The sequence below is a fragment of the Candidatus Sungiibacteriota bacterium genome (assembly GCA_016432465.1).
In the GTDB taxonomy this organism is placed as follows: domain Bacteria; phylum Patescibacteriota; class Minisyncoccia; order Sungbacterales; family HO2-52-23.
In genome coordinates, this window is sequence record CP066690.1 from 810,441 (window position 1) to 824,521 (window position 14,081).

Genomic DNA, 14,081 nt, shown 5'->3' on the forward strand with positions numbered 1-14,081 from the left:
CATTAAGGTTGCCGTTATAACCTAAAATAGTATATAATAAAGGCCATCTGATTATGAGTGTCTGGACCGAGAAAACAAAAAATATCAGAAAAACTTGGCTTCTTATGTCCGTATTTTTTGGCGTGGTTATTGCGATTGGCTGGCTATTCAGCCGTCTTTACGGAAACTCCAGTATTCTTTATATTGCCGTATTTTTTAGCATCTTTATGAATGTGTTGAGTTATTGGTTTTCGGATAAAATCGTGCTGATGTTGCATCGGGCGCGCCCCCTAGACGCCAAATCTCACCCGGAACTTTACCAAATAGTGGCCAGACTTGTTTCTTTGGCTGGTTTGCCCATGCCCAAACTTTATATTATTGATGATCCGGCTCCGAATGCTTTTGCAACCGGCCGTAATTCCAAACACGCCGTAGTGGCTGTAACCTCCGGGATTTTGGAGCGTTTGAGCCCTGCGGAACTGGAAGGGGTCCTAAGCCACGAGCTCTCCCACATTGGTAATCGCGATATGCTGGTGTCCACGGTTGCTGTAGTACTCGTAGGATTTGTTTCTATACTCTCTGATATTTTTATGCGATCTATGCTTTTTGGGGGTTGGGCTGGTAGAGATGATGATCGAGACAGGGGAGCGGGCGGGTTTATACTTGTTATCGGTATTATTTTTTCTATTCTTGCGTCCCTGATTGCTTCTTTGATTCATCTTGCTATTTCGCGTAGGCGCGAGCTTTTGGCGGATTCTTCCGGGGCGCTGCTTACTCGTGCTCCGCAGAATTTGGCTTCTGCTCTTGGAAAAATTGCATCGTATTCGCGGCCGCTATCAAGCGCCAAAAACGCTACGGCCCACCTTTTTTTCGGCAACCCGTTTGGTGCGGACCGAAGTGGTTTGCACAAAACATCTTGGATTATAAAGATGTTTTCCACACACCCGCCAATTGAGGAACGGATTGCGGCGCTTGAACAAATAAAAGTATAAGCCATGCGTATAGTTGTTGCTACCACTAACCCTGCGAAGTTTAAAGAAGCCAAAGAGGTACTGCAGGGAGAAGACTTAGAAATTTTGAGTCTGGGTGATTTTCCAAATATAAATCCGGTGGAAGAGTCCGGCGATACATTTGAAGAAAATGCGGTTTTAAAAGCCAAAGGGTATTTTTTACAGACTCAAATTTCATGTATTGCTGATGATGGGGGATTGGAGGTAGAGTACTTAGGCGGCGCGCCGGGGGTGCATAGTAAACGTTGGCTGGGATATGAAGCAACTGATTGGGAGCTGGCGCAGGCCATACTTAAGAAACTTGAGGGTGTATCGTGGGAGCAGAGAAAAGCGCGCCTCGGCGGATTTATTTCTTTTTTTGACGGCAAAAATCTTTTAACCCGTGAGGATTGGATTGATGGGTACATAATGGACGAGTTAAAAGAAGAAATTTGTCCCGGATTTCCGTACCGCCCCCTTCTTTATATTCCGCAATTTCGTAAAACCTACGCCGAGCTTACAGAAGAAGAGCACAATAAAGTAAATTTCCGAAGAAAAAATTTAAGGGCATTAAAATCAAAAATTTTGGAATTATTATAATATCATGGAGTCACCAGAAATTACGCCCAAAAAAGAAGAGTCGCCACAACGCAGAAGGTCTCCGGAAGAACCGGGCGAAGTTAAATATGCCCCCAAAGATTACAATATTCCGGAAGGAGAACGAAAGAGACAAAAATCAATCGTAGAACGTAAAGTGGACGGCCAAACCCACCGCATAGAAATTTGGTATGAAGAAATACGGTCTGGCGATTGGCAGAAACTTCCCGGAGAAAAAGATTTGGGCATAGCGGAGCAAGAGTTTAAAAATGCGGCATAGGGAGGCGTCGCAAATCGCAATCCCATTTATAAATGGAGGGTTGGCCGAGCGGTTTAAGGCGCACGCTTGGAAAGCGTGTGGGAGAAATCCCTCACAGGTTCGAATCCTGTACCCTCCGATAGATTGTGCGCCCGTTCGAGAGACCGGGCGCCCTTTTTATAAAAAAACAACCTACTCGGCTAAAAGCCTTTCGGTTGGTGATCTTTGTGGGATACGGTTATCCCTATTACTCCTCGCGTGAATACGATTGAGCTTGCCACATACTAACGCGCCGACCGCTCTCGGTTACAACTCCGAACCCACCCTCTGATGGTTTCGCAAGCTGACCCTTATCATTGATGCCCCATTTGGAGACAATCTTTTCAAGCTGGCCGTTTACCTTGACGTGTGTAGCTTCTGTCACATCGACTCCGTGCTTCATTTTGTTCCCTCCTTAAGACTGCGGTTGAAAGAACTCTTAAAGATTATCAAAGATAGGTTCTGTTTGTCAACCAACAGACTTAGAATACCCCCCCGAGGAAGGTTGACGAAATGTAATAAAAAATGTTATTCTAGAGTTATGCCTTTTGAAAGGATACTACTATGGAAACAGGTGCGACTCAAAAAATTCGACAGGCCGTAGGGGTTATTGAAACTTGCATCGGCCTCAAGGGCGTATGGGCAAGCCCTATTCGTTACAAATATCAGTGCTGGACACGTGATTTTGCTCTAGCCACTGAAGAAGCGCTTCTGGACCTTGGTAGACCAGAAGTTGTTAAACTTCATTTAAACGAACTTTCTAGGCGCCAATACAGTGATGGGCGTATACCCATTATGTTTCTGGACAAGCCGTTGCGATGGCTTCTGCTCAAGGCGTGGCACGCCATTAAGAATCGACGAATGTCATTTCTTCTTCGCCAATATTTCAGTAAAGATGGCATCGGCCAGCTTTCGCCCTGGACGCGGGATTCAGAACTGCTTTATGCGCTTGCTGTCGCCAGCTTTGTACGTCGAACACACGATGACACTTTTCTTATGAGGCATACTTCGCACATTCGGGCGGCTCTTGGTTACGTCGAGTCATCACTTATGAAGGGCGGACTTATTTTCGGAGGCGACTGGCGAGACACACGCCCCGACCTTACTGATAAATTTCTTCTGACAAACAACTGCTTGCTATATCAGGCATATGCGCTACTGGGCGAGACAAAAAAGGCAGAAGCCATCAAGGCCGCTATCAACGAGCGATTTTGGACCGGTTCTTATTATCGTGACTATATCGGTATTGATGATTTTGATACCTTGGGCAATTCCCTGGCCATTCTTTTTGATGTAGCGCCACAGGATCGTTGGCCATCCATTATTGAGAGCGCAGAGGCGCTGGATACACCATACGGATATAAAATAAATAAGGTGACCTTGCCCCCAAAGTCGAAAGAAGAAACCGCAGTCATGTTGAGAACAAATCAGTTCGGCGTGATCTGGCCATTCATTCATGGGTTTATGATCTTGGCCGCCCTGAAAGGAGGCAGGACCGATATAGCAAAAAGACAGCTCCAAAAGTGGACTACACTTGACGGGTTCTATGAGTTTTATGATCCAACCACTGGAAGGGGTTATGGTAGCGTTGATCAGGTTTGGAGTGCCGCACTCTATTTCCGGACTGCGCATGCGTTAGGTGTAACGTAAGACATACACGGAGAATGTACAAAAATGTAACGCCGCTTTTTGAGCGGCGCTTTAATGTTTAAGGGCGCGCAGGACCGCCCTCCAAGAGTGTAAAGAAGTCCGTGGAGTGGCAAGAAACACAATCACTGCGAGTCCAAGGTATATATATGTAAAGACGTTTCGTGCCTCGCTCCAGGGCATGACAAGCTGGGTGCAAAATAAAATGGCAAGCGCAAAGGCCTCCTTGAGAGAAAGACTTAAATTGGCAAGCAGTACTACTGCGAATAGTGACTGTGCGGCGGTAAGAAAAATTTCCTGACTCTGGCGTGCGTCCAGAGGAAAATAGGTAAGTCCGGCCGAACCGTGCCACTTTTCCGAAAGCCAAAAGACGAGAGGAAGAGTGCCGATAAGAAGCGTCCATTGGTTTATTTTGGAGGAAACAAGAACCCCGAGGCCCTTGGTAGCTTTTAGTCTCCAGGCAAAAAGGAGTGCTATGACAAATTCCGGAGTTTCGGAAGCAAGTGGGGCAAGCCATTGTACCAAGATGAACTCGTCAATTTGCAGCGCTTTCCCTGTCGTAATCAGACTATGGGCGAATGGTTCTGCGGAGATGGCAATAGCCAAAGCCGCATAGGCCATGAGGCCCACCCAGACAGCTACCCGACACTTTTTGGGTTCAATTTCAGAAATTGCCTTGGCCGGTCCAATGATTTCAAGTTCCACTCTGGGGAAACGCAGAATCTTAACAAGATAAAATATAAACAACCCGCCAAGAAGCAATCCGTCAAACCAGGCCAGAAACCCTTTCAGCGGTATGGTAAAAGCATAAAGAGTCGCAATAGCAAGAATTCCGCAATCCAGACGCTGGATGGGATGAATCTGCACACTGGTTTTATGGCCTTTGGTTTTTAGGGCCGACAAAAAGACCAGCGAGGCCCAGCCGATGCCAATCAGCAGACGGTTGGCGCCGGTCATATTGGCAATGGCATAAGGCGCAAACGATATGTCTTTTCCTGCGGACCAAGCCAGAGTACTATCCACTGCATATTCGGGGAGAACGGCGATCAAAGCAATTAAGGCGATAATCAAAGATCCGGTAACGTCACGTTCCGCAGCTTCCGAAGCCCAAGTTAGCAGAAAAGCTGCTGCAAATATAGTTAACCCAGTAATTAGAGAAATAAGAATGGGACTCGGTTCGGCACCGAAAATTTTCAGTGCAATCCAGGGGATTGGCACAAGACTCATAGAGATAGCCCATCCGAATTTCCCAGCCATTTATCCTCCAGTTTTTCCGTTGCGGCGCAAATTTTTTCAGTGAACTATTAGTCAAATTGTAACATTTCATTAGATTTAAGTCAAGCCAATTTGCAATTCGTTTATTTACCCCATATCATTTAATTATGACTCTTACCCCGATTGACGATATTAAAGGGCGTTTGGATATCGTGGATGTAATCCAGGGCTATGTCCGGCTTCAGAAGGCCGGGATAAACTATAAGGCCCTGTGCCCATTTCACATGGAGAAGACACCGTCATTTTTTGTATCGCCTTCTCGTCAAATCTGGCACTGTTTTGGCGGATGCGGCAAAGGGGGGGACATTTTTAAATTTATAATGGAGATTGAAGGACTGGAATTTCCGGAGGCATTGCGGACGCTGGCGACTCGCGCGGGCGTGGTTTTAAAACGGGAAGACCCAGCCATACGCTCGGAGAAAAATAGATTACACGATCTCAACGAAGAAGCAACTAAAATTTTTGAAAGGAACCTTGTTCTTACTCCGGCAGTAAAGTTGTATCTCAAAAAGCGAGGGGTTGCCGACGAGACAATTCAAGGATTTCGTATTGGATTTGCGCCGCAGAGTTGGGATTTTTTACTGAAAGCCTTAACCGTTGGGGGATTTAAAAAAGAAGAAATTGAAAAAGCGGGCCTCGCCATAAGGTCAGAAGATGGGACTTCGTGGTACGACCGTTTTCGCTCACGGGTCATGTTTCCGATTAGTGATGCCAATGGCCGTGTGGTAGGTTTTAGCGGGAGAGTGTTTTCCGCCGAAGGCGGATCCGCCTCTGGCGGAGAGGCATCCAAAGCCGCGCAGATAGAGGCCAAATACGTAAACACGCCGCAAACCCTTCTTTACGATAAATCTCGTGTCCTCTATGGCTTTGAAAAGGCCAAAAACGAAATCCGCGCTAAAAATCAGGTGATCGTAGTTGAGGGCCAGATGGACTGTATCATGTCGCATCAGGCTGGAGTTAAAAACACTGTGGCTGTTTCCGGCACCGCCCTTACTCCTTACCAGTTAAAAATTTTACGTAGGCTTTGTGAGACCCTGATTAGCTCTTTTGACACAGATGCCGCGGGCGAGTCCGCTACTAAACGGTCGCTGGCTCTGGCTTCGCAATTTGAATTTGAAAGGAAAATTGCAGTGATACCTTCGGGCAAGGACCCGGCCGACACGGTGGCAGAAGATGCGGCCCTATGGAGAAGCGCCGTGGATGGGGCACGACCGGTAGTAGACTTTTATTTTGATAAAATGTTGCGGGAGCACGATCCTCGCACGGTTGACGGAAAAAAGAAAATTTCGGCGACGCTTCTGCCGTTGCTCTCGGAACTTGCTGGCGAAATAGAAAAAGCACATTGGGTAGGAGAACTTGCTAAACGCTTTGGGATCCGTGACGATGCTGTCTGGAACGAATTAAATAGGGTAAAAAGCGGACCACAGGAATACAGTGTTGATACCGCTCCCCGCAGTCGTATTCCAACGAGACGTGAACTTCTGGAGGAGAGATTGCTTACTCTTCTGACGCTTGTTAGTCAGGAGGTCCGCGATCGGGAATTGAGCGGCGGGAATGATTTCGTCTTTACCTCCGCTTTAAACGAGAGATTATTTGAAAACCTTAAGGAGAAGGCGACGGCCGTCAGCGATCTCTCCGGGCACCTAAACCTCTTACGGTTTAAGGGAGAAGTACTTGTCCAGATGACAAGCAATATTGAGGAAGAATTTGTGGTTTGCAAAAGAGAACTTGAAAAAGAGTGCATTAAGGAAAAACTCCTTAAGATAGGAGAGGAAATTGAGCGAAGTGAAAAAAGGGGGGATCACGTTGATGTTGTCTCGCTTCTGCAGGACTTTCAGGCCCTTTCCGGAAAGCTCAAAACTTTATAATTTCTATGAATACAAAAAAATCAATAAAAAAGAAAGCAGCAGTTAAGGGTTATGAAAGAAAAAAGAACCGCGCTTCTATTTTGGTTAAGCAGGCGAAGATTAAAAGTCCGATTCCAACAAAAATCCAGCCAGGCCTAAAAAAAGTTGCCAAGGAGGTTGAGCAGAAAATCAAGGCGTTAATGGAACGGGGCAGGGGGCGCGGCTTCGTGACTTATGCTGAAATTCTTTACTATTTCCCTACGATTGAGGAAGATATTTTGCTGCTGGAAGATCTTTATCAAAGGCTGGAACAGGGAAATATTGAAATTCTGGAGTCGCGGGAACTTCTGGGAGAAGCGGGTGAAGAAAAAGCCGTCGCTAAAAAAAGAAAGCGGGAGGAGGCCATTGACTTTGAGCAGTTATCGCAGGACTCGGTGCAGATGTATCTGCGCGAAATCGGCCGGATCACCCTACTTACCGGTGACGAGGAAAAAGACCTTGCCAAGCGTATTGAAAGGGGAGATGAGGAAGCGCGAAAAAAACTCACTCAAGCCAATTTGAGGTTGGTGGTTTCTATTGCCAAGCGCTACGTTGGCCGCTCGCCTCACCTGACGCTGCTTGATTTGATTCAGGAGGGAAATATCGGCCTTTTCAAGGCAGTAGAAAAATTTGATTACCGCCGCGGCTATAAGTTTTCTACTTATGCTACGTGGTGGATTAGACAGGCAATTACGCGTGCCTTGGCGGATCAGGCGCGAACCATACGGATCCCGGTGCACATGGTGGAAACAATTTCTAAATACCAGCAGGTCAAGCGCCGCCTTATTCAGGATTTGGGACGCGAGCCTTTACCGGAAGAAATTGCGGCGGAGATGGGACTGGAATTGGAAAAGGTGCACCACATTGAAAGGATTGCGCAGGAAACGGTGTCTTTGGAAGCTCCGGTGGGAGACGACGAGGAAGACTCGGTCTTGGGAGAGTTTATTGTTGATGAAAAAACGCTTTCCCCCGCGCAGTTTGCCGCGCGTCGTCTCCTTAAAGACCAGCTGATTACGATTATCAAAGAGTTGACCCCACGCGAGCAGAAAATTTTGAGTATGCGTTTTGGTTTGGAGGATGGCATCACGCATACCCTTGAGGAAGTCGGTAGTGAGTTTGGTGTAACCCGCGAGCGCATCCGCCAAATTGAGGCCAAGTCCCTGGAGCGTATCAGACTACACGAGGCCTCCAGAAAACTTGAAGAATATTAAAATTTTGTATAGAATTTAAAACATTCCGGCGTAGCCCCGACGTTAAGGTTGGGGCCCCGCACCAAATTCTCTCTCTGCAGTAGTTCAACGGTAGAGCGGCGCGCTGTTTCAGCCTGAGGCTGATCCGCCTCTGGCGGAAAGGAGACGGTCGCAGGTTCTCAGCCAAAGGCTGATTCGCCTCGGGCGAAGAATCCTGCAGCAAATATATTTACAAATAAAATCCTCTGCTCCGGTGTAGCTCAGTGGTAGAGCGGCTCCCTGTTAAGGAGACGGTCGCAGGTTCGAATCCTGCCACCGGAGCAAAGGGCGTGATTTGGGGTAGAAATCCCCGAATCGTGCCTTCACTGGGGGCTTTTCCGAGGTTCGAATATTATTTCGAGGTTCGGAGAGCTCCAACGCATGATGAGAAAGTGTCATGAGCAATGCACCGCTAGGAATGGCGGTGTTTTGCTTTTGTTCGAATTTTTTCCATGCGGGGGTAAACTTTGCGAGTATTTCGAAGGCTTTGCTGTACTACAGTTCACAGTATTACGATGGCATAAACCTCACGCAGTTGAGGCCGCGAGTTGTTGCTTTCAAAACATATAAAACACACGACGGCACTCTAATAGAGTTGTTTCAAGGAAACCGTGGGATGAGACCGGATCTCGATTTTGTTATAAAGATTTTTATCCCCGGGATATGGGAATAGATGAAAATTAGCAACCTTATCGAGGCACCGGTAATCCTATTTTTTGCAGCGGTAAGTAATTGAAGTAATATTGACACCCAACTGAAATAACATAATCGAGCGTATCTTTATATGCGGGATTTTTGAACCAATCGTTGAGAATATAGACATATTCAACCTCGATATTCAGCGGTGCCATAAGTTTGCGATATTGTTTTTTCTTAAAGTCGCAAGTTTGTAGCTTCTCATCAACCGATCCCGCGACTTTCTGAAATTTCATCTCAATAATAAAGAGTGTGTTATTTACGATTACATATAAGGCCTCGTCTGGAAAAAGACGCTTCGAAACTAATTTATGCCAATTGATCTTCCTTTCCAATAACAACTTATATAGCCCCTGCTTGCGGTAACTGCGAGCTACTTCTTTGCCACGATAATAAATTACACTGCCTTTCACAGAATAATCCTTAGCCTTTTTGAGAATTTCTAAAATATCGCGCTCTTTCTCAAAATTTAATCCCGTAATTGTATTTCCCCCTCCTACACCTTTTGCCTTCATAATTTTTATATTTTATTAAATTTTAGTGATAGATTTCGATTCAATTCTTCAAAGCGTTTAACGGATAAATCTAAAAATTTTGGTTCGGTATCGATGCCTATAAATTTTCTACCATGAAGATAGGCCGCGATGCCAGTAGTGGAACTCCCGGTGAATGGGTCAATAACTAAATCACCTTTATTTGTGCTTGCGAGTACTATTCTTTTTAACAAATCTTCTGGTTTTTGTGTAGGATGTTTCCCAAACCTTTTTTCTATCGGTCTTGGCGTGCCCATTGACCAAACCGAGCGCATTTGGAGACCTGGTTTTTTTAAATTATCCTCTGCCCAATGGCCATTTTTCATTAGATCATAATTGAATGTATGTTTCGCCTTTCTTTCTTTTCTCGCCCAAATTAAGGTTTCGTGACTTGCGGTAAAATATCGGCAACTAAGATTCGGTGACGCGTTTGGTTTAAACCACGCAATATCGTTTAAGATATGATAACCGAGGGCCTGTAGGGCGTGACCACACTGATAAATTGAATGGTAAGTACCACTGACCCAAAGAGTGCCGTGCGGCTTCAAAACTCTCCGACACGCCTCCATCCATTTGTAATGAAAATCATAGTCATCTTTGAACCCCTTGCTTTTGTCCCAATCTCCCTTATTCACGCTAACCATTCGCCCTGCGTGAACCGTAAAGCCGCCATTGGAAAGGTTGTAAGGTGGATCGGCAAAAATCATATCAACTGAGTTTTCTGGAAGTTTTGCCAGTACATTGAGACAATTCGCTTGGTAAAGTTTAAACCCTGGCTTTTCATAATATGGTTTTGATGTAGTTACTTTCTGTTCTCTGTTGTAGAATTTTATTTCTGGAGAAATTTCTAATGGGGTAGTGTTGATGTTCTCACGAATAACATCGAGAACTATTCCTTGTATTGAAACATCCCGGCCATTTCTAAAAATAAGCGGCTCCATGCTTCTATTTGCTGGCTGTAAACGGATATGACCGCGCTCTCTATAAAATTTCTTTAGCGTCGCTTCGTGATTGTCTATAAGCGCAACTACTTTTTGGCCATTGTCAGCAACGGCTTGTTGTTTCACTAAAACGACATCGCCGTCGTTAATATTCTCGTCAATCATACTGTTGCCAACTACGCGGAGGGCATAGAATTCACCACCTCGAGGCAACTTACTTTGAGGGACCGCGATGGTTTCCTTTTCTTGTATCGCTTCAATCGGCTGGCCCGCGGCAATAGTCCCGAGTAGCGGGATTTTCACCAGCCTGGCGGCTTTTTCCACTAAACTAATACCACGCGTCGAATTATCATCTTTAGTAATAAATCCCTTATCTGCCAAAGTTCCGATATGCTGGTGGATCGTAGAAAGTGATGCGAGTCGGAAGTGTTTTTTAATTTCTTCCAAAATTGGTGAAAGGCCCTTCTTGTTGATATAGGACTTGGTATAGTCGTAGATTTGTTTTTGTCGCTTGGTTAGAGTAGCCATAAACGATTGACTCAGCGTACTTATTTTCTTACACTATCAGTATACCGAAGATTTGCCGAAGATGTAACAAGTGAGTTATCCACAGACATGGGAACAAAAACATCAAATCCAAAAAGACAGCATTATGTACCGGCCTGCTATTTAAGAGAATTTACTGATCCGCGAGACGGATTGCTTTGGATATTTAATAAAGACGGGAAAAATGTTCGTAGACAGAAACCAGAAAAAACTTTTACATCAAATCATCTCTACACGATAAAAATAAGTGGCACCAAGGACTACCGCATCGAACAAACACTTTCGAATATTGAAGGTAACTACGCCGGTATATTTCAAAGTAAAATCAAGAAGAAACTCCTTCTAACAGACTACGAACACATTATTTTATGTGTTTTTGTTGCAGCCCAACTTCAAAGGACATTGCGCATGAAGAAGAATCATGAAAATTTCATCCAACAGATTATAGATCACGGCAAACAGCTATTAATGGTTCACGGTAAGAATACTAATTCTAAGCAAATACAAGAATGGGAATCGTATAAAAATGACATCCATAAACTTCAGTTGTTAGATGGGTTGCCCTTTTTAACTAAAATTTTGCATCAGATGAGTGTTGCGTTTGTATGCTCGGCAAATCCTCAAAAACACTGGTTCATTACATCTGATGATCCATGCACTCTTTTCAACCCAGATTTACAATGGCAGCGTTTTTATGGCCCGGGTTTTGGACAGAAGAATGTGCAACTAACGATGCCTCTATCGCCGGAAATAACTGTTTTCTTTTGCTGGGCTAATTATCATGGCTATTCACTTGCTGACGGCTATACGGTGGAAGAAATGATGAATAGGATGACGCGCGGGCACTGTCACAAAGAATTTGTATCTCCATTTGGCAATAAAAAATGGATATGGTTTAGTAGGATTCCTTTGGACCCGATATTTCTAATCAAAGTGTTAAAAACACGGCTTCGCTTTTTCTTGCATGATGTAAAAATAAAGTGGAGGCGGCGTAAGTGCAAACGATATGAATGATCTAGTCGAAAAAATTAAAGAAGTAGAGGCATCTTCGTTATCTGACGCAGAAAAGCTACAGCAGTTTGTAAATTTCATGGTCTCGCTTAAACCCGTTGATAATTCAGCGGCTTTAGTATTAGCTTGCACCTACGGAATATCTTCTGCGCAGAGATTAGGTAGGTCAGAGATGGAAGCGCAATTTTATATAACTAGGGCTAAAGTATTCATTATGCAAACTGGTACTCTGATCCATGAGATGAAAAATATTACTTTAGCACCGCACTGGTTTCAGTTTGCTCTTGAGTCAGAAAAGAAAAGGTATGCCGAACTGGATATGCAAGTCAAAAAAATCTGGAGCGATGTTCAAGCTGATATAGAAAAAGCATTTGAGGCGATCAATAAAAATCGTATCGCTGGTGCCGTTGCCTTCGTCTTAAAAACTACTGGTGAAGTTTATGGTCAATACTATTTACAACTCAGGTTGTACTGTTTTAAATCAAAGTCGCCGTTTCATGCTCGGTTAGCAAACATGAAAATTTTTCGATGGATTGGGGCCGATGATTTTTTCGTTCTCAGTAAGGAGGCTAGAGGTAAACTTAAAACTGTGAAAAATGATTGTTTAACAAACCTATATAAAGCGATTGCTCTTTTTAAGCAACATAAGAATTACGACTACCTGGCTGACGCCCTGCTTGCTCTTTCAACAGAATATCGTTCTTTCCAAAGTCCAATAAGGTCAAGATTTTATCTTACTCAAGCGGAAAGACTGATAAAAAAGCATAAACTAACAGAACTTGAAGGCAACTTAGCTCTTATGAAGCGATGGGAGCCATTTAGTAACTATAATCCTAAAAATTTTATGGACATTAACAGACTTGTAGAAGCTAATACTGCGTTTAGGAGGTTTGAAAAGGAGCTCTCTGGGTTTAGCGTCTCCGACAATAAAGCAAATAAATTTATGTCTTTGCTGTTAAGCTCTCTTGAATCTTTTGAGCTTGTTTCTACCCGTTACGCAAATATTAGAAACAAAATACAAGATATACACAAAGAAGAATGGGCGCAGAGAAAAGCAAATCCAGAAAGAAAATCATGGCCCGCACATCCTGATGAAAAATACTCCTACGCCGCCGTACGAGTAGATGCTGAATCTCTTTTTATATTTGGAATAATCATGGTTCGCAGGACCCTCCCATTGATAGAATTGTTTATTCTCGATAAGCCACCGGCTAAAACATTCGAAGATTTGAGCAATTTCTATAGTTGGATTTCAACTACCCCGAACCCATCAAAACTAACTGCTGATTTAAGAAATGATTTCGGTCATCATTTCAGATGGCTTTATGCGGTACTAAGATTTTACAGAAATAGATTTGTTGAGCATCTCAGTGAACCGCGACAACAAGGAATGAACTTTGATTTGGGAGGGAAAAAATTTGCATTACACTCCTATAAGTGGAATTTTAATGCGAATGACGAAAAAGCTATTTTGGATTTTAAGAATAAACTGGAAAAAAGAGGTATAACGATACCAAATGAACATAATCCACGACATTATGTACAACTGGTTTTTGATAACTTGGATCAGGTTCCCGAAGATTTTCTGCAGGACGCACTAAGATTAATTGATGATATCGGGATAGATTCGCCGTCACCAACAACTTTAATAAATCACATTGAGGCGTATCTTCGGGATTTATTTAATTTTATGAGTGATCGTATTGGAGACAGCCACTTGGCTCAATACCGCAAATAATCTTTTTTAATTACAAATATTATGGCCGCAGGATGGGTACATGCATCGATGGATTTAATGGCGTTTGGACGCAGTTATTTTGATTTGCATAAATACAAAGATCATCCTTGGAGAGAGTTGGGATATAAGCATAGGCAAATAAATCACGATTGGTATAAAGAATTCGGTAAAAGCTGGAATTTCAATGAACCATTCCCCCCAATAATTCACATGAGAACTGATGCTATAGAGAATCCAGATGAGGCGGAACAATTTCAATCGTGGACTTCACACGATTATTTGGATCGTATCTGGGATACTCTTGATTTTGAACGGCGGAGAAGTTTTGAGCTGGCTTGCAAATGGTTTTTGGAAAACCCCGAAGAACTGAATCGAGTTTACGAAATCGATGTTTTTAGAGGTTTAATTTTCCGTGTTATTGACGGAAAAGAAGTAACTGAGAATTGTCCTGAACTCGTCAAAGAATATCAGCGTCTCCGTAGCTATGTGGCAAGGATTAATTTGTAAACTTCTTAAGCTCGTCTAATTCGGGTCAATCTGGTGCCAGTGGTACAAAGCTCTGACCCGGGGTTAATCGCTCGCCACAGGGGCACACAGCTCGTAATTCGCGGTGTTTCTACCAGTAGTTCACGATCTTAAACGGAGAAATGTTGCCGGGAATCTGCCAAATAGCGGTTCTAAATGCGTGAAGCGCGCGGAGCAAGATATAGGTAGCG

The 14,081-nt window shown here is 43.9% G+C and carries 13 protein-coding genes and 2 tRNA genes; 11 read left to right on the forward strand and 4 right to left on the reverse strand.

Features of this window, described 5'->3' with window-relative positions; all coding sequences use genetic code 11:
- The first annotated feature begins 104 nt into the window (after nucleotides 1-104).
- The 4 genes from HYW89_04390 to HYW89_04405 all read left to right on the forward strand — a co-directional run bounded on the left by HYW89_04390 (nucleotide 105) and on the right by HYW89_04405 (nucleotide 1,963).
- Entirely contained in the window at nucleotides 105-971 is an 867-nt protein-coding gene (locus HYW89_04390) for a M48 family metalloprotease (protein QQG45775.1), read from the forward strand.
- 3 nt (nucleotides 972-974) lie between these two features.
- On the forward strand, nucleotides 975-1,568 hold the full coding sequence (locus HYW89_04395) for a non-canonical purine NTP pyrophosphatase (GenBank protein QQG45208.1): 594 nt from the start codon (nucleotides 975-977) through the stop codon (nucleotides 1,566-1,568).
- Nucleotides 1,569-1,572: 4 nt separating this feature from the next.
- Nucleotides 1,573-1,845, forward strand: a complete 273-nt coding sequence (locus HYW89_04400; protein QQG45209.1) for a hypothetical protein — start codon at nucleotides 1,573-1,575, stop codon at nucleotides 1,843-1,845.
- Nucleotides 1,846-1,879: 34 nt separating this feature from the next.
- A tRNA-Ser gene (locus HYW89_04405) sits at nucleotides 1,880-1,963 on the forward strand.
- 108 nt (nucleotides 1,964-2,071) lie between these two features.
- On the opposite strand, the gene HYW89_04410 is transcribed toward HYW89_04405, so the two are convergent.
- The gene (locus HYW89_04410; protein ID QQG45210.1) at nucleotides 2,072-2,266 is read right to left on the reverse strand and encodes a hypothetical protein; all 195 of its coding nucleotides are present in this window, start codon (nucleotides 2,264-2,266) and stop codon (nucleotides 2,072-2,074) included.
- Nucleotides 2,267-2,427: 161 nt separating this feature from the next.
- Between HYW89_04410 and HYW89_04415 the strand changes: the two genes are divergently transcribed.
- Nucleotides 2,428-3,513 (forward strand): hypothetical protein, encoded by a 1,086-nt coding sequence (locus tag HYW89_04415; GenBank protein QQG45211.1) that lies wholly within the window; start codon nucleotides 2,428-2,430, stop codon nucleotides 3,511-3,513.
- Nucleotides 3,514-3,564: 51 nt separating this feature from the next.
- On the opposite strand, the gene HYW89_04420 is transcribed toward HYW89_04415, so the two are convergent.
- Entirely contained in the window at nucleotides 3,565-4,737 is a 1,173-nt protein-coding gene (locus tag HYW89_04420; GenBank protein ID QQG45212.1) for a sodium:calcium antiporter, read from the reverse strand.
- 155 nt (nucleotides 4,738-4,892) lie between these two features.
- Between HYW89_04420 and HYW89_04425 the strand changes: the two genes are divergently transcribed.
- From HYW89_04425 to HYW89_04435, 3 genes are all read left to right on the forward strand, one after another.
- Nucleotides 4,893-6,653: a DNA primase gene (locus tag HYW89_04425; protein QQG45213.1), complete on the forward strand. Its 1,761-nt coding sequence runs from the start codon at nucleotides 4,893-4,895 to the stop codon at nucleotides 6,651-6,653.
- Nucleotides 6,654-6,658: 5 nt separating this feature from the next.
- Nucleotides 6,659-7,882, forward strand: a complete 1,224-nt coding sequence (locus tag HYW89_04430) for a sigma-70 family RNA polymerase sigma factor (protein ID QQG45214.1) — start codon at nucleotides 6,659-6,661, stop codon at nucleotides 7,880-7,882.
- Between the two features lie 228 nt (nucleotides 7,883-8,110).
- Nucleotides 8,111-8,182: transfer RNA gene (locus HYW89_04435), tRNA-Asn, on the forward strand.
- Between the two features lie 407 nt (nucleotides 8,183-8,589).
- Here HYW89_04435 and HYW89_04440 read toward each other — a convergent pair.
- Nucleotides 8,590-9,111: a hypothetical protein gene (locus HYW89_04440; protein QQG45215.1), complete on the reverse strand. Its 522-nt coding sequence runs from the start codon at nucleotides 9,109-9,111 to the stop codon at nucleotides 8,590-8,592.
- Between the two features lie 5 nt (nucleotides 9,112-9,116).
- Nucleotides 9,117-10,070 carry a site-specific DNA-methyltransferase gene (locus tag HYW89_04445; GenBank protein QQG45776.1) on the reverse strand — a complete coding sequence of 318 codons (954 nt, stop codon included), beginning with the start codon at nucleotides 10,068-10,070 and terminating at the stop codon, nucleotides 9,117-9,119.
- A gap of 615 nt (nucleotides 10,071-10,685) precedes the next feature.
- Here HYW89_04445 and HYW89_04450 point away from each other — a divergent pair.
- The 3 genes from HYW89_04450 to HYW89_04460 are packed head-to-tail and all read left to right on the forward strand — an operon-like array spanning nucleotide 10,686 to nucleotide 13,872.
- Nucleotides 10,686-11,630, forward strand: a complete 945-nt coding sequence (locus HYW89_04450; GenBank protein ID QQG45216.1) for a DUF4238 domain-containing protein — start codon at nucleotides 10,686-10,688, stop codon at nucleotides 11,628-11,630.
- Nucleotides 11,623-13,365 (forward strand): hypothetical protein, encoded by a 1,743-nt coding sequence (locus HYW89_04455; GenBank protein QQG45217.1) that lies wholly within the window; start codon nucleotides 11,623-11,625, stop codon nucleotides 13,363-13,365. The genes HYW89_04450 and HYW89_04455 overlap by 8 nt, the downstream gene beginning before the upstream one ends.
- Before the next feature lie 48 nt (nucleotides 13,366-13,413).
- Nucleotides 13,414-13,872 carry a hypothetical protein gene (locus tag HYW89_04460; protein QQG45218.1) on the forward strand — a complete coding sequence of 153 codons (459 nt, stop codon included), beginning with the start codon at nucleotides 13,414-13,416 and terminating at the stop codon, nucleotides 13,870-13,872.
- Nucleotides 13,873-14,081: the final 209 nt, after the last annotated feature.

Coding starts and splice junctions, on each gene's coding strand:
- HYW89_04420 (QQG45212.1), bottom strand. CDS start 4,737: ATGAGTCTTGTGCCAATCCCCTGGATTGCACTGAAAATTTTCGGTGCC.
- HYW89_04440 (QQG45215.1), bottom strand. CDS start 9,111: ATGAAGGCAAAAGGTGTAGGAGGGGGAAATACAATTACGGGATTAAAT.
- HYW89_04455 (QQG45217.1), top strand. CDS start 11,623: ATGAATGATCTAGTCGAAAAAATTAAAGAAGTAGAGGCATCTTCGTTA.
- HYW89_04445 (QQG45776.1), bottom strand. CDS start 10,070: ATGGAGCCGCTTATTTTTAGAAATGGCCGGGATGTTTCAATACAAGGA.
- HYW89_04460 (QQG45218.1), top strand. CDS start 13,414: ATGGATTTAATGGCGTTTGGACGCAGTTATTTTGATTTGCATAAATAC.
- HYW89_04390 (QQG45775.1), top strand. CDS start 105: ATGTCCGTATTTTTTGGCGTGGTTATTGCGATTGGCTGGCTATTCAGC.
- HYW89_04395 (QQG45208.1), top strand. CDS start 975: ATGCGTATAGTTGTTGCTACCACTAACCCTGCGAAGTTTAAAGAAGCC.
- HYW89_04450 (QQG45216.1), top strand. CDS start 10,686: ATGGGAACAAAAACATCAAATCCAAAAAGACAGCATTATGTACCGGCC.
- HYW89_04425 (QQG45213.1), top strand. CDS start 4,893: ATGACTCTTACCCCGATTGACGATATTAAAGGGCGTTTGGATATCGTG.
- HYW89_04400 (QQG45209.1), top strand. CDS start 1,573: ATGGAGTCACCAGAAATTACGCCCAAAAAAGAAGAGTCGCCACAACGC.
- HYW89_04430 (QQG45214.1), top strand. CDS start 6,659: ATGAATACAAAAAAATCAATAAAAAAGAAAGCAGCAGTTAAGGGTTAT.
- HYW89_04410 (QQG45210.1), bottom strand. CDS start 2,266: ATGAAGCACGGAGTCGATGTGACAGAAGCTACACACGTCAAGGTAAAC.
- HYW89_04415 (QQG45211.1), top strand. CDS start 2,428: ATGGAAACAGGTGCGACTCAAAAAATTCGACAGGCCGTAGGGGTTATT.